Source organism: Streptomyces asoensis, from assembly GCF_016860545.1.
Taxonomy (GTDB): Bacteria; Actinomycetota; Actinomycetes; order Streptomycetales; family Streptomycetaceae; genus Streptomyces; species Streptomyces asoensis.
Genome location: NZ_BNEB01000003.1, coordinates 2,094,026 through 2,113,368 on the forward strand (window position 1 = coordinate 2,094,026; position 19,343 = coordinate 2,113,368).

General features: G+C 74.8%; 18 protein-coding genes. 12 read left to right on the forward strand and 6 right to left on the reverse strand.

Annotation, left to right across the window (positions count from 1 at the left end; genetic code table 11):
* Window positions 1–1,770, reverse strand: a complete 1,770-nt coding sequence (locus Saso_RS22135; RefSeq protein ID WP_189925219.1) for a M16 family metallopeptidase — start codon at window positions 1,768–1,770, stop codon at window positions 1–3.
* Complete coding sequence (locus Saso_RS22140; protein WP_189925217.1) at window positions 1,767–2,756, reverse strand: hypothetical protein; 990 nt, start codon at window positions 2,754–2,756, stop codon at window positions 1,767–1,769. Before Saso_RS22140 ends, Saso_RS22135 begins: the two co-directional genes overlap by 4 nt.
* Before the next feature lie 179 nt (window positions 2,757–2,935).
* On the opposite strand from Saso_RS22140, the gene Saso_RS22145 reads away from it, so the two are divergent.
* From Saso_RS22145 to tsaE, 6 genes are all read left to right on the forward strand, one after another.
* Window positions 2,936–3,307, forward strand: coding sequence for a holo-ACP synthase (locus Saso_RS22145; protein ID WP_189925215.1), 372 nt, complete (start codon window positions 2,936–2,938; stop codon window positions 3,305–3,307).
* Between the two features lie 66 nt (window positions 3,308–3,373).
* A complete protein-coding gene (locus Saso_RS22150; protein WP_189925213.1) occupies window positions 3,374–4,813 on the forward strand; it encodes an NAD(P)H-hydrate dehydratase in 1,440 nt (479 codons plus the stop codon).
* Window positions 4,814–5,198: 385 nt separating this feature from the next.
* Window positions 5,199–6,203, forward strand: a complete 1,005-nt coding sequence (locus tag Saso_RS22155; protein WP_229901424.1) for a L,D-transpeptidase family protein — start codon at window positions 5,199–5,201, stop codon at window positions 6,201–6,203.
* Window positions 6,204–6,236: 33 nt separating this feature from the next.
* On the forward strand, window positions 6,237–7,445 hold the full coding sequence (gene alr, locus Saso_RS22160; protein ID WP_189925212.1) for an alanine racemase: 1,209 nt from the start codon (window positions 6,237–6,239) through the stop codon (window positions 7,443–7,445).
* A gap of 92 nt (window positions 7,446–7,537) precedes the next feature.
* Window positions 7,538–8,812 carry an alpha/beta fold hydrolase gene (locus tag Saso_RS22165; protein ID WP_372442465.1) on the forward strand — a complete coding sequence of 425 codons (1,275 nt, stop codon included), beginning with the start codon at window positions 7,538–7,540 and terminating at the stop codon, window positions 8,810–8,812.
* Window positions 8,778–9,311: a tRNA (adenosine(37)-N6)-threonylcarbamoyltransferase complex ATPase subunit type 1 TsaE gene (tsaE, locus tag Saso_RS22170; protein WP_189925210.1), complete on the forward strand. Its 534-nt coding sequence runs from the start codon at window positions 8,778–8,780 to the stop codon at window positions 9,309–9,311. The genes Saso_RS22165 and tsaE overlap by 35 nt, the downstream gene beginning before the upstream one ends.
* A gap of 169 nt (window positions 9,312–9,480) precedes the next feature.
* On the opposite strand, the gene Saso_RS22175 is transcribed toward tsaE, so the two are convergent.
* Together Saso_RS22175 and Saso_RS22180 are read right to left on the reverse strand one after the other, a co-directional pair.
* Entirely contained in the window at window positions 9,481–9,651 is a 171-nt protein-coding gene (locus Saso_RS22175; protein WP_189925209.1) for a hypothetical protein, read from the reverse strand.
* 190 nt (window positions 9,652–9,841) lie between these two features.
* Complete coding sequence (locus Saso_RS22180) at window positions 9,842–10,396, reverse strand: hypothetical protein (protein WP_229901423.1); 555 nt, start codon at window positions 10,394–10,396, stop codon at window positions 9,842–9,844.
* Window positions 10,397–10,507: 111 nt separating this feature from the next.
* Between Saso_RS22180 and tsaB the strand changes: the two genes are divergently transcribed.
* Genes tsaB through Saso_RS22200 form a run of 4 tightly spaced genes read left to right on the forward strand, consistent with a single transcriptional unit; the run spans window position 10,508 to window position 13,070 of the window.
* Window positions 10,508–11,161 (forward strand): tRNA (adenosine(37)-N6)-threonylcarbamoyltransferase complex dimerization subunit type 1 TsaB, encoded by a 654-nt coding sequence (gene tsaB, locus Saso_RS22185; RefSeq protein WP_189925205.1) that lies wholly within the window; start codon window positions 10,508–10,510, stop codon window positions 11,159–11,161.
* Between the two features lie 41 nt (window positions 11,162–11,202).
* Window positions 11,203–11,709: a ribosomal protein S18-alanine N-acetyltransferase gene (gene rimI, locus Saso_RS22190; RefSeq protein ID WP_189925552.1), complete on the forward strand. Its 507-nt coding sequence runs from the start codon at window positions 11,203–11,205 to the stop codon at window positions 11,707–11,709.
* A complete protein-coding gene (gene tsaD / locus Saso_RS22195; protein WP_189925203.1) occupies window positions 11,702–12,799 on the forward strand; it encodes a tRNA (adenosine(37)-N6)-threonylcarbamoyltransferase complex transferase subunit TsaD in 1,098 nt (365 codons plus the stop codon). The genes rimI and tsaD overlap by 8 nt, the downstream gene beginning before the upstream one ends.
* A gap of 10 nt (window positions 12,800–12,809) precedes the next feature.
* Entirely contained in the window at window positions 12,810–13,070 is a 261-nt protein-coding gene (locus Saso_RS22200; protein WP_189925201.1) for a hypothetical protein, read from the forward strand.
* A gap of 79 nt (window positions 13,071–13,149) precedes the next feature.
* On the opposite strand, the gene Saso_RS22205 is transcribed toward Saso_RS22200, so the two are convergent.
* Both Saso_RS22205 and Saso_RS22210 read right to left on the reverse strand, forming a co-directional pair.
* Window positions 13,150–14,112, reverse strand: a complete 963-nt coding sequence (locus tag Saso_RS22205) for a peptidoglycan-binding protein (RefSeq protein ID WP_189925199.1) — start codon at window positions 14,110–14,112, stop codon at window positions 13,150–13,152.
* A gap of 87 nt (window positions 14,113–14,199) precedes the next feature.
* Window positions 14,200–16,515, reverse strand: a complete 2,316-nt coding sequence (locus Saso_RS22210; RefSeq protein WP_189925197.1) for a beta-xylosidase/alpha-l-arabinosidase — start codon at window positions 16,513–16,515, stop codon at window positions 14,200–14,202.
* Window positions 16,516–16,666: 151 nt separating this feature from the next.
* Here Saso_RS22210 and Saso_RS22215 point away from each other — a divergent pair, with 151 nt between their 5' ends.
* Together Saso_RS22215 and Saso_RS22220 are read left to right on the forward strand one after the other, a co-directional pair.
* Window positions 16,667–17,725 (forward strand): LacI family DNA-binding transcriptional regulator, encoded by a 1,059-nt coding sequence (locus tag Saso_RS22215; protein ID WP_189925194.1) that lies wholly within the window; start codon window positions 16,667–16,669, stop codon window positions 17,723–17,725.
* A gap of 188 nt (window positions 17,726–17,913) precedes the next feature.
* Complete coding sequence (locus tag Saso_RS22220; RefSeq protein WP_189925192.1) at window positions 17,914–19,269, forward strand: endo-1,4-beta-xylanase; 1,356 nt, start codon at window positions 17,914–17,916, stop codon at window positions 19,267–19,269.
* Window positions 19,270–19,343: the final 74 nt, after the last annotated feature.

Consider the following 19,343-nt stretch of genomic DNA (forward strand, 5'->3'; position numbering starts at 1 on the left):
TCAGGCTCGGGTGCGGTGTCTGCGGGCCGCGAAGATCTTCCAGGTCGCGAAGAGCAGCGGGAGTTCCAGGATCCAGACGCCCGTCACCGCGTCCCACTCCGGAGCGGCGGCGGATGCCTCGTCGGCGGTGATGACCGCGCACAGCAGGCCCCACACCGCGGCGAGCAGGCCCACCAGCCACAGGGCGGTGGTCCAGGCCCACAGGGAGCCGCCGCTGCGCGAGGACCGCGCTGCGGGGTCCCGTCTGCGCGGCTGCGGGACGCGCTCGGGGTCGCGGGCCGGCATCGGCACCACGGCCTGTGGCGGCACGGCCGCGTCCACCGCCGCGATCCGCTCCGGCGTCACCCCCCGGTACAGGGTGGGTTCCACGGTGACCGAGAAGCCGTCGTGGCCGGTCAGGACGCGGGCGCCGTCGGGACGGGTGGTCATCGCCGAGCAGGCGTCGTAGCGGACGGTGACCGGGCCCCTCGGCGTCAGCAGGCTCACCCCCTCCGCGCCGATGACCAGCGTGACCTCGTCGTCCTCCAGCGACTGGTGACGGGTGCCGGTGACGGCGGACTCCGAGTACTGCGGGGCGAGGGTGAGCCCCGCCCAGTCGACGTCACGGCCCGGCACCTGGAGGAGCGCTCCGGCCCACGCCTCCCGAGCCACCTCGCGCAGGTCGTCCGTCGTCACCGCGTTCAGCTCGTCCCGGTGCTGCTCGGGGGTGAGGATCCGGTGCCCGAGGAGCAGGCTCAGCGCGTACGAGGGCAGTGCGGCGGCGGCGAGATCGGGGGAGTCGTACATCTTGAGGAGCTTGCTGCGGACGGCGTCCAGCTCGGACTGCTCGATCCGGCCCGCCCGCAGCCGGGCGAGGGTGTCGACGAAGCCGCCGACGACCGCGTCCTGCTTCTGCGGGAGGGAGTCGGCGTACGCGGTGAGGGTGGCGGAGCCGGCGTCGCGCGGGCTGTAGTCGGCCTCCGCGGTGTAGGAGTAGCCGCCCTCCTGGCGCAGGTCCTGGAAGAGGGCCCGGCCGAGGACGTCCGCGAAGACACTGGCCGCGGTGGAGCGGCGCAGCACCGACGTGAGGACGACATGGCCGTCGTCACCGCTGATGTACGCGGGCGTGACGGGCAGGGCGCTGGTCGCGGCCGGCGCGGGCAGGCGGGAGCCCTGCGGGAGGGTGAGGTCCAGGCCGTCGGGGACATGGTCGCTGGTGATCCACAGCACCGCGTTGTCCCTGGTGAAGCGGGTCTCGGCCCAGTGCCGCACCTGGTCGGGCGTCAGGCTCCAGGTGCCGAGCTCGGTGTAGCTGGACAGGCCGTAGCCGCGGGCGCCGTACCGCCACAGCGGCATCCGGTGCTGGGGGCCGGAGCCGCGGCCGGCCGCCTCGGTGCGCAGGATCTCCTTCTCCGTCTCCAGCCGCTCCATCGGCAGGTCCCGCAGACCCGCGCACACGCTGTTGAGGTACCTGACCACCTCCTCCTCGCTGCCGGTGACGTGGAAGAGGGTGTAGGCGTTCGCCGTGGCGCCGTTGTAGTGCAGGTCGGACAGGCCCAGGCGGTGCAGTGCGAGGTGTTCGACGAGGTGGGTGACGCCCGCGGTGGCCAGGGTCTCGTCGGCGCGGCCCACCCGGAAGAAGAGACCGGCGGTGATCTCGTTGCCCGAGGCGGGCGCGTAGAGCGTGGGGACGTGGTCGGTGAGGGTGTGCGAGACGAGGCCGGAGAGGGCACCGAGTCCGTTGTCGTCGGCGCCGTCGCGGCGGTCGTGCTCGTGCAGGTCGGTGGTCATCGGATGCCTCCTCCTCGGGTGTCCAGCGCGGCCTTGCGGTACCTGAGGAACGCGGCCTTCTTGTCGGGCATGCAGTCCCACGGGTCATCGGTCGCCCGGTCGCCGAGGGCGGCGAAGTGCGCGGCCGCGTCGGCGAGGTGACCGCCGAACGAGAAGGCGAACGCGAACGCGTTGTGCGCGCCGACCGAGTCCCAGTCGGGCCGGTGGGCCGGGTGCAGGACCGAGACCTGGGCGGCGTTGCGCAGGTCGTGGTGGACGGACGGGCTCCGCATGTAGGCCGCCTTGTGGCCGCCGTCCAGGTCCAGCGCGTGCTCGATGTGGACGATGGCCACCAGGGCGCCGGAGACCGAGCCGTCGGGGGCCGCGGTCGCGCACTCGCGGGCGAAGGCGTGCGCCGCTTCCCAGGAACCGCTCCACTTGGGGCACAGCTGCTGGAGCAGCTGGGTCTGGGCGCGGTAGTGGTGGGGGTGGTGCGCGCGGAGCCGGTCGTAGCGGCGGCGAGCCTCGGCCTGGCCGAGCTGGAGCCCGCGGACGGTCTTCAGCCGGGCCGTCCAGGCGGGGGCGTACGAGGGGTGCTCGGCGCACACCTCGATGAGGATCTGCTCGGCCCTGCGCAGCCAGTCGTGGAACTGGACGAACTGGTCCCGCGAGACGTGCTGGGCGCGGGCGCTGCTGCGGATGTCCCAGCCGATGTGGATGTACCGCTCGGCGAGCAGGGTGCGCGCGAGCGGGTCGGCGGGCCGTTCGGCGGCCGCCCGCTCCAGGAAGTTCTCCACGCCGGGCACGTCCGCGAGCATGCTCGAGGCCGTGGTGAGCCGGGCGGCGGAGCCGAGACCCTCGCAGTAGGCCCGGACGGCCGGCCAGTCACCGGCCCGCGCGGCCTCGCGCAGCGGGATCAGCTCGGGTGTGTTGTCGTACGGGTCGAACGTCGGCCCCCAGGTGTTCCCGGATCCGCCGCTGGTGGTGCCGTCGGTGGTGCTGGTCATTCCTCCGCCCCCTGGCGTCGCTGCCCGCGGCGCGCGGGCTGGCCCCCCAGGGCGCGCGGCGGGTTCTTCCCCGTGGTGTTCTGTGTGATGTCCTGCGGATGTTGTGCGTGATGTCCTGCGTGATCAAGTCGCCGCAGGCTAGCAGCAGGCTGTGACAGCACGGCCTTAGGGTGCTCGGCATGAGCATCATCGGGGTCGGTATCGACGTGGCGGAGATCGACCGGTTCGCGGCGTCGTTGGAGAGGACGCCCGGGCTGGCCCGGCGGTTGTTCCTGGAGAGCGAGTTGCTGCTGCCGAGCGGGGAGCGCAGGGGCGCGGCCTCGCTGGCGGCACGGTTCGCCGCGAAGGAGGCCCTGGCCAAGGCGCTGGGGGCACCGCCCGGGCTGCTGTGGACCGACGCCGAGGTCTACGTCGAGGAGAGCGGGCGGCCCCGGCTGCGGGTGCGGGGCAGTGTCGCCGCGCGGGCGGCCGAACTGGGCGTCACGGGCTGGCATGTGTCACTGAGTCACGACGCGGGGGTGGCCTCGGCGGTGGTGGTGGCCGAGGGGTGAGCGGCCGCGCCTGCGGGGACGGTCCGCGCGTGCGGGGACGGGGGAGTCCGGGGCAGACTCGGCTGTATGCGTACTGCGTACCGTGTCGAGACCGTCCGCCGCGCCGAGCGGGAACTGATGGCCCGGCTCCCCGAAGGGGCCCTCATGCAGCGGGCCGCCGCCGGGCTGGCCGCCGCCTGCGCCGATCTGCTGGGGCGGGTCTACGGACGGCGGGTCGCGCTGCTGGTCGGCAGCGGCGACAACGGAGGTGACGCCCTGTACGCCGGGGCCCGGCTCGCCCGGCGCGGGGCCGGGGTCACGGCGGTGCTGCTCGCGCCCGGGCGGGCCCATGCCGGCGGGCTCGCGGCCCTGCGCCGGGCCGGCGGGCGCACGGTCGCGCCCGAGGGCGCGGAGGGTGTCCTGCGCGGCGCCGACCTCGTGCTCGACGGCATCGTCGGGATCGGCGGAAAGAGCGGGCTGAGGCCGGACGCGGCCGCGCTGGCCGCCGTCGTCGCCGACGCGCGGGCCGCCGTCGTCGCCGTCGACCTGCCCAGCGGTGTCGACGCGGACACCGGCGAGGTGCACGGGAGCGCGGTCCGCGCCGACCTCACCGTCACCTTCGGCACGCACAAGCCGGGGCTGCTCGTCGATCCGGCGCGGGAGTACGCCGGGTCGGTGCGGCTCGTCGACATCGGGCTCGGGGAGGTGCTGCCCGCCGGACCCGAACTGACGGCGCTCCAGCACGCGGACGTGGCCGCCCTGTTGCCCGTGCCGGGCGGCGCGAGCGACAAGTACCGGCGGGGTGTCGTCGGGATCGCCGCCGGGTCCGCCCGCTATCCGGGGGCGGCGGTGCTGGCCGTCGCGGGGGCCCTGCGCGGCGGGGCCGGGGCGGTGCGTTACGTCGGCCCCGCGGGGGACGCCGTCATCGCGCGGTTCCCCGGGACGCTGGTGTCCGACCGCGGCCCCCGGCAGGCCGGGCGGGTGCAGGCCTGGGTCGTCGGACCGGGCGCCGGTGACGACGCGAAGACGGTGGCGGAGGTGCTGACCGCCGACGTGCCGGTGCTGATCGACGCCGACGGGCTGCGGCTCGCGGACGCCGACGCGGTGCGGGCGCGCAAGGCGCCGACGCTGATGACTCCTCACGCGGGGGAGGCGGCGGCCCTGCTGGGTGTGGCGCGCGAGGAGGTCGAGGGGGCCCGGCTGCGCTGCGTAAGGGAACTGGCGGCGCGTTACCGGGCCACGGTGCTGCTGAAGGGGTCGACGACGCTGGTCGCGGACGCGGGAGGCGAGGGCGCGGTGCGGGTGAACGCCACCGGGACCGCGTGGCTCGCCACGGCCGGGAGCGGCGACGTGCTGTCGGGGCTCGCGGGGTCGCTGCTCGCGGCGGGACTCGACGCGCTGGACGCGGGGAGCGCGGGCGCCTACCTGCACGGCCTGGCAGGCCGCTTCGCAGCGGACGGCGCCCCGGTGGGAGCACACGAGGTCGCGGGCGCGATCCAACAGGCCTGGCGCTCGGTCGGGGAGTGACGGGGTGCGCCCCTGACGGGGGGTGAGGGGGGCGGGGCTCTGGACGGGTAGTGGGCGGGCCCCTGGCGGGGTTGAGCGGGGCGGGTCCCTGTCGGGTGGCGGGGCGGGCTCCTGGCGGGGCTGCGCGGGCGGGTGCCTGCCCGCGGCGCGCAGCGGGACGTGCCCTCGGACGGGGTGGCGGGACGGGGCTGCCGCGGGCGGGGCGGGGGCGGTCTGTGACGGGGTGGTGGGGTGGGTCCCGGCGGTGGGTGTGGTCGGGCGCGGGGGCGTGGGCCCCGGCAGGGGGAGGGGGCGGGCTCCGGACGGGGTGTCGGGGGGCGTCCGGTCGGGTGAATGCGCCGCGCGGCAACTCCGGGCTCCCGGAGGGCCGCGTTTGTCTGACCGGATGTTCAGCACACGAACCGTGGCCCTCGTCCTCGCCGCCGTCGCCCTCGTCCCCCTGGGCGGATCCGCCCGCGCCGTGCCCCCTCCCGCCCGGGCCGCGCCCGCGTCCGCAACCACCGCGTCCGTGCCCGCGCCCGCCGCACCCGTGGCCCCTTCCGGCCGGACCGTGCCCGCTCCCGCGCCCGCAGGCAGCGGGCCTGTGCCCGTCGTGCCGTCGCCCGCCGGGGCCGAGGGGCAGCTCGTGCCGGGTGTGCCGCTCGGGCCCGAGCAGCCCTGGCAGATCGACACGCCCGACCAGGCGCTCGCGCCGAAGGTGTACCGGCCCACCGCCGCCGAGGACGCCTTCGAACCGCGCGACGCGCTGCCGGGGACGTACGCGCTCGTCGAGTACGTGCCGCTGGACGACGCCGTGACCCGCGTCCTGTGCAGCACGCGGACCGGGCCCTATCAGCGCGGGGTCGAGCGCTGGCTGAAGCTGAGGACGGACGGGCGGCAGTCCGCCGCGGACTGCATGGCGATCCGGGCCTTCCAGCAGCAGCAGGGGATCAGACCCGCCATCGGGTTCGCGGGACCCGTCACCTGGGCGCGGATGCAGCTCATCGCCGCGCGGAAGAACCTCGACCCCCGCAAGAAGTGCCCGGTGCGCACCGGGCGGGTCGCCTGCGTCGACCTGGACCGCCAGCTGACCTGGGTGCGCAAGGGGACGAAGGTGGTCTTCGGGCCCGTGTCGATGCGCAGCGGACGGGTCGTCCATCCCACCCGCACCGGGTGGCACACCGTCTACTGGCGGCACAAGAACCACGTGTCCACGCTCTACGGCAATCCCATGCCCTACGCCCAGTTCTTCGACGGCGGACAGGCCTTCCACGCCGTCTACGGCAGCATCCACACCACGATCGGGTCCATGGGCTGCGTCAACCTCACCCTGGGTGACGCCCGCAGGCTGTGGGGGGTGCTGAGGAACGGCGACCGGGTCTACGTGTGGGGGCACCGGCCCGGTACCTAGGGGCCGTCGGAGCCCTCTGAGACACTGGGCGCGATGAGTGACACTGCCAAGCCGCCCGCCGCCCCGGCGCGCGCCCACGCCGAGATCGACCTGGCCGCGCTGCGGGCCAACGTGCGCACCCTGCGCGCCAAGGCGCCGGGCGCGGCCTTCATGGCCGTGGTCAAGGCCGACGGGTACGGGCACGGGGCCGTCCCCTGCGCCCGCGCGGCCGTCGAGGCCGGCGCCACCTGGGTGGGCACCGCCACGCCCGAGGAGGCGCTGGCGCTGCGCGCCTCGGCCGGCCTGCCGGACCACGTCAGGATCATGTGCTGGCTGTGGACGCCCGGCGGGCCCTGGCGCGAGGCCGTCGAGGCCGGTGTCGACGTCTCCGTCGGCGGGCTGTGGGCCCTGCGCGAGGCCGTCGAGGGCGCGCGGGCCGCGGGCCGGACGGCCAGGGTGCAGCTCAAGGCGGACACCGGCCTCGGACGCAACGGCTGCCAGCCCGCCGACTGGCCCGAACTGGTGGCCGAGGCGCTGCGCGCCGAGAGCGAGGGGCTGGTCCGCGTCACCGGACTGTGGTCGCACTTCGCCTGCGCCGACGAGCCCGGTCACCCCTCCACCGCGCTCCAGCTCGACCGCTTCCGGGACATGGTCTCGTACGCCGAACAGCGGGGCGTGCGGCCCGAGGTGCGGCACATCGCCAACTCCCCGGCCACGCTGACGCTCCCGGACACCCACTTCGACCTGGTCCGCCCCGGCATCGCGATGTACGGCCTGTCGCCCAGCCCCGAACTGGGCGCCGCCGCCGACTTCGGGCTGCGTCCGGTGATGACCCTCACGGCCTCGCTGGCCCTGGTGAAGCACGTCCCGGGCGGCCATGGCGTGAGCTACGGGCACCACTACGTCACCCCGGGCGCGACCACCCTCGGCCTCGTCCCGCTGGGGTACGCCGACGGTGTGCCCCGGCACGCCTCCGGCAGCGGGCCGGTGCTGGTCGGCGGCAAGTGGCGCACGGCCGCCGGACGCATCGCGATGGACCAGTTCGTCGTCGACCTCGGCGGTGACGAGCCCGGGCCCGGGGCGGAGGCGGTCCTCTTCGGCCCCGGCGACCGCGGTGAACCGACTGCGCAGGACTGGGCCCTGGCGGCCGGAACCATCGGATACGAGATCGTCACGCGCATCGGAGCACGCGTTCCCCGCGTCTATGTGGGTGAGACCCCGGCCGGCGGGACCCGCGCCGGCGAGACCGGTGTCCGTCCATGAGAGCCGTGTCATTCGGCCCGTCCAGGTGAACGGGTGACCGGACGGGTACTCCGCAACAAGAGCACGGACATCGGCCGGAAGAGGAGCGGTACGTGAGCGAGAGCGGCGCGGAGGTGGTGGTGAGCGGTGCCGGGACCGTGGCGAACGCGGCTTCGGCGGTCGTCGCCGCCTCCGCCACGGGGGCGGCGGGAGGCTGGCGCCGGGCGACCGGTATCGCCGGCACCGCGATAGGCGTGATCGCCGCGGGTGCCGCGGCGGGTGTCGCCCTGGAGCGGATGACCGTGGGGCGGGGCATGCGGGCCAAGGCCCGGCTCGCCCTCGACTCGACGGGGCCGTACGGCGGGCTGCGCGGTACTCCCGGCAAGGCCTACGCCGACGACGGCACCGAGCTGTACTACGAGGTCGACGACGTCGAGCCGCAGGGCGGGCCGGCGAACCGGCGGCGCAGGCTCTTCGGGCGCAAGGCCCCGCTCCCCGTCACCGTGGTCTTCAGCCACGGCTACTGCCTCAACCAGGACTCCTGGCACTTCCAGCGGGCGGCCCTGCGCGGTGTCGTGCGGACCGTGCACTGGGACCAGCGCAGCCACGGCCGTTCCGGGCGCGGGAACGCCCAGACCCGGGACGGCGTGCCGGTCACCATCGACCAGCTGGGGCGCGATCTGAAGGCCGTCGTCGACGCGGCCGTGCCGGAGGGGCCGATCGTGCTCGTCGGGCACTCCATGGGCGGCATGACCGTGATGGCGCTGGCCGCCCTGCACCCCGAGCTGATCCGGGACCGGGTCGTCGCCACCGCCTTCGTCGGCACCTCGTCCGGCCGGCTAGGCGAGGTCAACTTCGGGCTGCCGGTGGCGGGCGTGAACGCGGTGCGCCGGGTGCTGCCGGGGGTCCTCAGGGCGCTCGGGCAGCAGGCGGCCCTGGTGGAGAAGGGCCGCCGGGCCACCGCGGATCTCTTCGCCGGGGTCATCAAGCGGTACTCGTTCGCGTCGCGGGACGTGGATCCGGCGGTGGCGCGGTTCGCCGAGCGGATGATCGAGGGCACGCCGATCGACGTGGTCGCCGAGTTCTACCCGGCGTTCACCGACCACGACAAGACGGAGGCGCTCGCCTGCTTCACCGGGATACCGGTGCTGGTCCTGGCCGGCATCGGGGACCTGGTCACGCCGAGCGAGCACAGCGAGGCGATCGCCGACCTGCTGCCGGACGCGGAGCTGGTGCTCGTGCCGGACGCCGGACACCTGGTGATGCTGGAACACCCGGAAGTCGTCACCGACCGCCTCGCCGACCTCCTGACCCGTGCGGGTGCCGTGCCCGCAGGGGCTACCGTGAACGGCTATGGAAGCACCAGCAGCACCGCACAGCCCGGCTGAGCCGGGACCGGCGGGGAACAGTACGGAGATCGTCGTCGACTCGCCCGAGCGGATGGGCGAGCTGGGCCGTCGTCTGGCGGCCCTGCTGCGGGCGGGCGACCTCGTGATGCTGAGCGGGGAGCTCGGCGCGGGCAAGACGACGCTCACCCGCGGCCTCGGTGCGGGGCTCGGCGTCCGGGGCGCCGTGACCTCCCCGACGTTCGTGATCGCCCGCGTGCACCCCTCCCTGGGCGACGGTCCGCCGCTCGTCCACGTGGACGCGTACCGCCTGGGCGGCGGGCTCGACGAGATGGAGGACCTCGATCTCGACGTGTCGCTGCCGGCGTCGGTGGTCGTCGTGGAGTGGGGCGAGGGCAAGGTCGAGGAACTGACCGACGAGCGGCTCCAGGTGCGTATCCACCGGGCCGTCGGCGACACCGCCGACGAGGTGCGGCACGTGACGGTGACCGGCCTCGGGGCGCGGTGGGCCGGGACGGACCTCGGCGCGCTGTCGGTCTGAGCCGCCCCCGGCCCGTGGCGGGAGCCGGGGCCGCGGCCGGCCGTGAGGGTGCACCGCCGCCCGGCCCCCATGGGCGGGCGCCGGGCTCGGGTCTTCGCGGGGCGGCGCCGTGCTCCGGCGGTGGCGGGCGGGCGCCGGGCCGCGCGCGGGCCGGTGGCCGGCCGGGCCCTCAGGCCGCCTTGGGATGCCGGGCCGGCCGGTCCTTCAGCGACGGGTCGGGCAGCCGAGGAGGTGTCGAGACGGCTTCGGCGGCCGCGCAGGAGGCCAGCAGATCGCGCATGGACACACCGGCGAGCGGGTGCGGCCGGGGCGGCCGGTTCCTGGGCTCGGTGACCGACATGGACGCCTCCTGGGGTTCGGGGGCGGACGTAGTTAGGCAGACCTAAGTACGAAGTTGATACCATGTGACCACGTACGGGACGGGTAACGCAACATTTTGCCGACGCCTTGTCGGAACACCTGCCGGGCGGCCGCCCAAGGCCCACCGGAACGCCTGGCGGCCCCGGGGGGCGGGTCGCGGCCGGGCTCCCCTACGGGACGACCACCACCCCGCAGCCGATCGCCGCGAAGTCCCACAGGGCCGCGCCGTCGGCGACGGTCTCGCGGATGCCGCCCGTCCGCACCTTCGGGTCGGGTTCGGGCAGTTCGCCGTCCAGTGCCGCGCTGAAGCCGATCGGCACGTCGTCCACGGAGGTGAAGCGCACCACGTGCTCGATGGGAGTGCCGTCGGTGCCCGTGACGGCGTCCGAGCGGGAGGTGACGGCGTAACTGCCCGGGGGCGGGTCCACGCTGCCGGGGGCGACCCGGAACGTGCGCAGCGCCCTGCCGTGCCGGCCGACGAGCCACACCCGGTCCGCGCGGAGCGAGTAGACGACCCGCTCGCCCGCGCCGGAGCCGGCCGGGAGCCCTGTGTGGTGCGCCGGACCGCCGGGTGAGCCGTCGGCCGTCCTCGCGGGGAGGCTGCCGCGCAGGGGCTCGGCGGGGTCGGCCGGCGCGTTCGCCGAAGCCTGGAAGGTCAGGAGGCCGACCACCGCGAGGGCCGCCGAGGTCAGTCCGGCCACGAAGGTCGAGCTGCTGCTTGGCACCGGAGACCACCCCATCTGTCCCTTACGTCACGTTTCGCGGCGACGTTAGCAGTCGTCACGCCTCCGACCGGTACGGCCGTGTCGGGGGCACGGGAGCCGTAGGCTGTTTGCGTGCTCTTGCTCGCTCTGGATACCGCCACCCCCGCCGTCACCGTCGCGCTCCACGACGGCACGGACGTCATCGCCTCCTCGAGTCAGGTGGACGCGCGCCGGCACGGCGAGCTGCTGCTGCCGGCCGTCGACAGGCTGCTCGACGAGGCCGGCCTCGGTCTCGACGCCGTCACCGGGATCGTCGTCGGCGTGGGCCCCGGCCCGTACACGGGGCTGAGGGTCGGCCTGATGACCGCCGACACCTTCGGGCTCGTGCTCGGCGTCCCGGTGCACGGTCTGTGCACGCTCGACGGCCTCGCCTACGCCTGCGATGTGCAGGGCCCCTTCGTGGTGGCGACCGACGCCCGCCGCAAGGAGGTCTACTGGGCGCGCTACGCCGACCCCCGCACCCGGCTCTCGGACCCCGCCGTGGACCGGCCTGCCGACCTCGCCGACGAGGTGGCCGCCCTGCCGGCCGTCGGCGCGGGCGCGCTGCTGTACCCCGACACCTTCCGGCACGCGCACGGACCCGAGCACGTCTCGGCGGCGGCGCTGGCGGGCCTGGCCGCCGAGAAGCTGGCCGCGGGCGAGGAGCTCTCCGCCCCGCGCCCGCTGTACCTGCGCCGGCCGGACGCCCAGGTGCCCAAGAACTACAAGGTGGTCACCCCCAAGTGACCGATGCCGTCAACCCGCCCGGCCGGCCCGTGCTGCGCGAGATGCGCTGGTGGGACATCGAGCCGGTGCTGGAGCTGGAGAAGGACCTCTTCCCCGAGGACGCGTGGTCGCGGGGCATGTTCTGGTCGGACCTCGCCCACGCGCGCGGCCCCGAGGCGACCCGGCGCTATCTCGTCGCGGTCGACACGACGGGCGACGAGGAGCGGATCGTCGGGTACGCGGGCCTGGCCGCCGCCGGTGACCTCGGCGACGTCCAGACCATCGCCGTCGCCCGCGACCACCAGGGCACCGGCCTCGGCGGCCGGCTGCTGACGGAACTCCTGCGCGCGGCCACCGCCTTCGAGTGCGCCGAGGTCATGCTGGAGTGCCGGATCGACAACGTGCGCGCCCAGAAGCTCTACGAACGCTTCGGCTTCGAGGCCATCGGCTTCCGGCGCGGCTACTACCAGCCGGGGAACGTGGACGCCCTGGTGATGCGGCTGACCGATCCATCGACATCCGTACCGACTCCGGTACAAGGGACACAGGAAAACGGGAACAATGGCTGACGAACCCCTGGTTCTGGGGATCGAGACCTCCTGCGACGAGACCGGCGTCGGCGTCGTGCGCGGCACGACCCTGCTGGCGGACGCGATCGCCTCCAGCGTCGACGAGCACGCCCGCTTCGGCGGTGTCGTCCCGGAGGTGGCGTCCCGGGCCCACCTGGAGGCGATGGTCCCGACCATCGACCGGGCGCTGAAGGAAGCGGGGGTGAGTCCGAAGGACCTCGACGGCATCGCGGTCACGGCCGGTCCGGGTCTCGCCGGCGCCCTGCTGGTCGGCGTCTCGGCGGCGAAGGCGTACGCCTACGCGCTCGGCAAGCCCCTCTACGGCGTGAACCACCTCGCCTCGCACATCTGCGTGGACCAGCTGGAACACGGCGCGCTGCCCGAGCCGACGATGGCGCTGCTGGTGTCCGGCGGCCACTCGTCCCTGCTGCTGTCCACCGACATCACCTCCGACGTCCGTCCGATGGGCGCGACCATCGACGACGCGGCGGGCGAGGCCTTCGACAAGATCGCCCGCGTGCTGAACCTCGGTTTCCCGGGCGGCCCGGTCATCGACCGCTACGCGCGCGAGGGCGACCCGAAGGCGATCGCGTTCCCGCGCGGCCTCACCGGCCCGCGCGACCCGGTCTACGACTTCTCCTTCTCCGGTCTGAAGACCGCGGTCGCCCGCTGGATCGAGGCGAAGCGCGCGGCGGGCGAGGAGGTCCCGGTCCGTGACGTGGCGGCGTCCTTCCAGGAGGCGGTCGTGGACGTCCTGACCCGCAAGGCCGTGCGGGCCTGCAAGGACGAGGGCGTCGACCACCTGATGATCGGCGGCGGCGTGGCCGCGAACACCCGGCTGCGCGCTCTGGCGCAGGAGCGCTGCGAGGCCGCCGGCATCCGGCTGCGGGTCCCGCGGCCCAAGCTGTGCACGGACAACGGCGCCATGGTGGCGGCGCTGGGCGCGGAGATGGTGGCCCGCGGGCGCACCGCGTCCGCCTGGGACCTCTCGGCGGACTCCTCGCTGCCGGTGACGGAGCCGCACGTGCCGGGGCGCACCCACGACCACGACCACGCGCACGAGGCCGGCAAGGACAACCTGTACCCGTGAGGACCACGTCATGACCGTCGCGCTGATGTGGGAGGCCCGGGCGGTCGCCGGGCGGGGCGAGGAGCTGCTCGCGTGGGCGCGGGCGCAGGAACTCGCCGGCCGGCCGGTGCGCCGCGAGACCTTCCGGGCCCCGCAGGACCGGGTGCTCGTCATCACCTGGTGGGACGCCGGCCTGGACGCCGACCTGCCGGAACTCCCGGAACCCGACGGCGGGTTGGTGAGCCGGGCCGTGCACCGCTGGCGGTTCGAGGCGGTGCCGGACGGGGCGTGAGCGCCCGGCGCGCGCGGGGTGCCCGGCGGGTCCCGTAGGCCAGGCGGGTCCGGGGACCAGGCGGGTCCGGTGGGCCCGCCTAGGGCTCGTCCGTCTCCGCTTCCAGCGCCGCCCGGGTGGCGGCTCCGTAGACCCCTGACTCGTCCTGGAGGACGACCCGGGCGAGCTGGTACGAGCGCACCGCGGTCTCGACCTGACGGTCGTACGTACCGCTGTCGGCTCCGGTGTAGAAGCCGCTCTGCCGCAGACGCGACTGGAGTTCGGCGACCTCGGGCCCGGTGTCGCCGAGGCGCAGCACCGACGGCGCGGAGTCCGTCGCGCCGGGCCGGGGGCTCGCGGTCGCGGTCGTGTCGGCGGACGGGGCCGGGGCGGGGACGGCGGAACGCGAGGGCGCGGCCGGTGTGGTCGAGGGCGGTGCGTGGGTCCGGGAGGCTGACGGCGACGGTCGCGGCGTGCGCGAGGCGGCCGTGGACGGCGTTCCGGTCATCGTGGCCGCCGGGCTCCCGGACGTCTCCTCGGGCACCGGCGCCCGGACGCCCTGGGGGCGGACGCCTTCGCGTGCGGGGCCGTCGTACAGCAGGAATCCGGTGAGCACGGCCGCGGTCACGGCGGCCGCGAGGACGCCCGCGAGGAGGAGGAGCCGCACCCGGCGCCCGGGCCGGCGCGGCGGGGTCCGTTCCCCCGGGCCGGCGTCCTCGGAGCCGTCCGCGGTGCGTCTCGCGGTGTCGCGCGCGGACGGCGGCCCGCCGGGGCCCTCCGCGGGCCACGGGACGGGGCGGACGGGTCCGGGGGGACCGGTGCCGTCCCCGGGGGCCCCGGCCTCGTCCCCGACCTCGCGCCCTTCCCCTTGGCCTTGGCTGTCGCCGAGGACGACGAACGGGCGGATGCGCACCGGGTCGAAGTCCTCGGCGGCGGCCGCCTCGGCCGTGCGCGCGCTGCGGTGAGCGTCGGAGGCGAGCCGGGCGCAGACGCACGCCGGTGTGCCGTCGTCGGCCCGGCGCGCGCCGCATAACGGGCAGACGTCGTCTTGCGGTTCACTCACGGGATGCGCCTCTCGGGGCGGGCCTCCCATCCTATGCAGCCCGTCGCCCCGCCCCCTCCGAACGACCGGACCGACCCCCGCAGACCCCTACGGGTGCCCGACGGTCACCTCGCAGTGCAGGTGCCGTCCCGGTCCCGTCTCGCGCAGCGGGCCGGTGAGGCGGAGCCGGGCGACCCCCAGCGGGCGGGCGCTGGACGTTGCCAGCCGCAGTTCCAGGTCGCCGGGTTCGACGACCCGGCGCCCCGCGCGGTCGGTGAACGCGGACAGGTCGGCGTGGAAGCGGAAGGTCACCCGTGCCGCCGCGCCCGCCGCGAGCTCCAGCCGCCGGTACCCGACGAGCCGTACGTCGGGACGCGTCACGCTCGCCACCGGGTCGTGCAGGTACAGCTGCACGACCTCCGCGCCCGCCCGCCCCCCGGTGTTGCGGACCGTGACGGCCAGGTCGTACGAGCCGTCCGTGCCGATCTCGGCGTCCGGCCCCGAGAAGTCCTCCCATGTGAACTCGGTGTAGGAGCGCCCGTGTCCGAAGGGGTACAGGGGGGTCGGGTCCAGGTTGCTGACCTCGCCCGCCAGGCCCAGCGGCGGCTGGAGGTAGGTCCAGGGCTGCCCGCCGGGCAGGTGCGGCACGCTCACCGGGAGGCGGCCCGAGGGGTTCACCCGGCCGGACAGCACGCCCGCCACCGCGGGGCCGCCCTCTTCGCCGGGGAAGAACGCCTGGACGACGGCCCCGAGCCGGCCGTGCCAGCGGCCGAGCGCGTAGGGCCGGCCGGTGAGCAGCACGAGGACGACGGGGACGCCCGTCGCGACCAGGGCGTCCAGCAGTTCGCCCTGGACGCCGGGCAGGCCGAGGTCGGCCACGTCGCAGCCCTCGCCCGAGGTGCCCCGGCCGAACAGACCCGCCCGGTCGCCGAGCACGGCCACGCAGACGTCCGCCTCCGAGGCGCGGGCGATGGCCTCCGCGAAACCGGACGGGTCCGGGTCCGAGACCCCGCAGCCCTCTGTGAACGTGACCTTCGCGTCGGGGAGTTCCTCCCGCAGCGACTCCAGCACGGTCGGGACGGCGATCCCCAGGTCCACCTCGGGGTGGTGGGTGAGGACATGGGAGGGGAAGGAGTAGCAGCCCAGCATCGCCAGCGCGTCCGCCGCCCTCGGGCCCACCACAGCGACGCGGGTGTCGGGGGCGAGGGGCAGCAGCCCGTCGGGGTTGTCCAGCAGGACCACCGACTCCTCAGCCAGCCTGCGGGCCAGGGCGCGGTTGGCCGGCGGGTCGAGGTCCACGGGCCCGGCCGACTCGGGCTCCGGCCGCCAGTCCTCGTCCAGCAGGCCCAGTTCGCACTTCTGGAGCAGGACGCGGCGGGCGGCCCGGTCGATCAGCTCCTCGGGGAGCTCGCCGGCGCGCACGGCCTCCACCAGCTCCTCGCCGTAGTACTTGACGGTGGGCAGCTCGACGTCGATGCCGGCGGCGAGGGCGAGGTGGGCCGCCTGGACGGGCGTGCCCGCGACCCGGTGCAGGGTCTGGAGGAAACCGATGCCGAAGTAGTCGGCGACCACCGTGCCGGTGAAGCCCCATTCCTCCCGCAGCAGGCGGGTCAGCAGCTCGGGGTCGGCGGAGGCCGGGACGCCGTCGCGTTCCGTGTAGGCCGCCATCACCGAGCGGGCGCCGCCCTCGCGCAGCGCCATCTCGAAGGGGGGCAGGGTGACGTCCGCGAACTCGCGTGTCCCGGCCCGCACCGGGGCCAGGTTGCGGGCGCCCGCGGAGGAGGCGTACCCGGCGAAGTGCTTCAGCGTGGCGACGATCCCGGCGGACTCGAGCCCGCGGACATAGGCCGTGCCGACCGTGCCGACCAGGTACGGGTCCTCGCCGATCGTCTCCTCCACCCGGCCCCAGCGCGGATCCCGTACGACGTCCAGGACGGGGGCGAGGCCCTGGTGGACACCGACGGCGCGCAGGTCGCGGCCGATCGCCCGGCCCATCTCCTCCACCAGCGGCGGGTCGAAGGCGGCGCCCCAGGCGAGCGGGACCGGGTAGGCGGTGGCCCGCCAGGCGGTGAAGCCGGCCAGGCACTCCTCGTGGGCGACCGCGGGGATGCCGAAGCGGCCGGCCGCGGCGATCTCGCGCTGCGCGCGGGCGAGCGCGCGGGCGCCGAGCGCGGGGTCCACGGGCGCGGTGCCGAAGGGCCGGGTCAGCTGGCCGAGCCCCCGGGTGATCAGCTCGTCGTAGTCGTCGGCGTGGTCGGCGGTCATGTCGTGCTGGTGCGGGGCGACTCCCTCGCCGTCCGTCGCGGCGCCGACCCACACGCCGTACAGCTGGGCGGTCTTCTCCTCCAGGGTCATCCGGGGGAGGAGGTCGTCGACGCGGGCGGTGGCCGGCAGGGCGGGGTCACGCCAGGGGGCGGTGGTCATGAAACTCCTGTCAGAGGTCGGTGAGCCACCAGGTGGACAATCGGTACGGACAGCGAGGCGCGAATGTTTCGGACTGTACTTCGAATGTTCCGGGAACCTATGGCGTCGACATGGGTTCGTCAAGAGGTCGCGTGGCGATACGATCGCCGCCATGACACCCTCGGAGCCCGTGGAAACGCGGACAGAAGCGCGGCCGACACAGACCGCGACGCTCGCGGAGATCGCTCGTGAGGCCGGCGTATCCGCGCCGACTGTTTCGAAGGTCCTCAACGGCCGGGCCGACGTCGCCCCCTCCACCCGCACCCGTGTCGAGGAGCTGCTGCGCGCCCACGGCTACCGGCGCCGCCGGGCCGAGGCCACCCGCTCGCCGCTGATCGACGTGGTCTTCCACGAGCTGGAGAGCGCCTGGGCGATGGAGGTCATCCGGGGCGTGGAGAACGTGGCGCGCGACGCCGGGCTGAGCGTCGTCCTCAGCGAGAGCGCCGGTCGGCTCACGCCCGGGCGGACCTGGGCCGACCAGGTCGCCGCCCGCCGCCCGCACGGGGTGGTGCTGGTCCTCTCGGGGCTCGACGAGTCCCAGCGGGCGCTGCTCACCAGCCGCTCCATCCCGTTCGTGGTCATGGACCCGGCCGGCGACCCGGGCGCCGAGGTGCCGTCCATCGGGGCGACCAACTGGCAGGGCGGCCTCGCCGCGACCCGGCACCTGGTCGAGCTGGGGCACCGGCGGATCGGGGCGATCAGCGGGCCGCCGCAGATCATGTGCAGCCGCGCCCGGATCGACGGCTACCGGGCCGCGCTGGAGACCGCCGGGCTGCCGGTCGACCCCGGGCTGATCAAGACCGGCGACTTCCACCACGAGACCGGCTACCGGCTCGGCCGTGAGCTCCTCGACCGCCCCGACCGGCCCACCGCCGTCTTCGCGGGCAACGACCTCCAGGCGCTCGGCTTCTACGAGGCAGCCCGCGAGCTGGGGCTGCGGATCCCGGAGGACGTGAGCGTGGTCGGCTTCGACGACCTGCCGGTGGCGCGCTGGGTGGGGCCGCCGCTGACGACCGTGCGCCAGCCGCTGACGGAGATGGCCGAGGCGGCGGCCCGGCTGGTGCTGGAGCTGGCGCGCTCGACCTCCCGGGAGGGGCCGGCGGCGACCCGGGTCGAGCTGGCGACGAGCCTGGTGGTGCGGGCGAGCACCGCGGCCCCACCCGCCCAGTAGGCGGCTGGCGGCTGGGGGCTGGCGGCAGCCGGTGGCGGTCGGTAGGGCGTGGGTGGCGGCCGGTGGGGCGTGGGTGGCCGCAGGGCTGCCCGTGGCCGGAAGTTGACGTATTGACGGGTGTGGCGGACACCCCCACACTCCTCCGAAGTCAATCGGTTGAACAACCGAAACTTTCGGAGGTACCCGCCATGAGATCCTCCAGTCCATCGTTCCGTGCACGTCTCGCCGCTCTGCTCGCCGGGGCCGCCACCGTCGGCGCCCTTCTGACCGGGGCGGCGCACGCCGCCGACACCCCGCTGCGCGACCTCGGCGCCGCCAAGGGCAAGGTCATCGGCACGGCGGTCACCGGTTCCAGACTCACCGGGACCTATGGCGACCTCGCCGGGGCCCAGTTCAGCTCCCTGACCCCCGGCAACGCCATGAAGTGGGGCTCGGTGGAGCCGGTCCGGAACTCCTTCGACTGGGCGGAGGCCGACCAGATCGTGGCCTTCGCGCAGGCGCACGGCCAGCAGGTGCGCGGTCACACCCTCGTCTGGCACAGCCAGAACCCGAGCTGGCTGACGAACGGCAGCTGGACCTCCGCCCAGCTCGGCACCCTGCTCCAGAACCACATCGCCACCGAGGCCGGCCGCTACAAGGGGAAGATCGCCGCCTGGGACGTCGTCAACGAGCCCTTCAACGAGGACGGCACCTACCGCTCGACCCTCTGGTACGACGGCCTCGGCGCCGACTACATCGCGAACGCCCTGACCTGGGCGCGGGCCGCCGACCCGGCCGCGAAGCTCTACGTCAACGACTACAACGTGGAGGGCGTCAACGCGAAGTCGACCGCCCTGTACAACCTGGTCAGGTCGCTGAAGGAGCGGGGCGTCCCGATCGACGGGGTCGGCCTCCAGGCCCACCTCGTCGTGGGGCAGGTCCCCTCGACCCTCCAGCAGAACATCCAGCGCTTCGCCGACCTGGGCGTGGACGTGGCGATCACCGAGCTGGACGCCCGGATGACGCTCCCGTCGGACAGCGCCGAGCTGGCCCAGCAGAAGGCCGACTACAAGGCGGTCACCGCGGCCTGCGCGGCGGTGGCGCGCTGCGTCAACCTCACGGTCTGGGGCTTCACCGACTCGGACTCCTGGGTCGAGAGCACCTTCCCGGGGCAGGGGGCAGCGACGCCGTACGACGCGAACTACGCGCCGAAACCGGCGTACTACGGCATCGCGGAGGCCCTGGGCGGCACGACGACACCGCCGCAGACCGGCGCGTGCACGGCGTCGTACGGCGTGGGCAGCCAGTGGAACACCGGGTTCACCGGGAACGTGACGATCTCCTGCTCGGGTGCCGCGCTGTCCTCCTGGAAGGTCACCTGGACGTACGGCGCGGGCCAGCAGATCACCCAGGCCTGGAACGCGAACTGCACCCAGTCCGGGGCCGCCGTCACCTGCGTGAACGCCTCGTACAACGGCTCGGTGCCGGACGGCGGTTCGGTGTCCTTCGGGTTCAACGCGAGCTGGAGCGGCAGCAATCCGGTGCCGGTGGTGACCCTGGGCTGACGGTCTGCGGTGCCGACGGCGGCTCCGCGCCCGGGGAGCATGAGATTTCCACGAGAAATACTCCACGGGGCCGC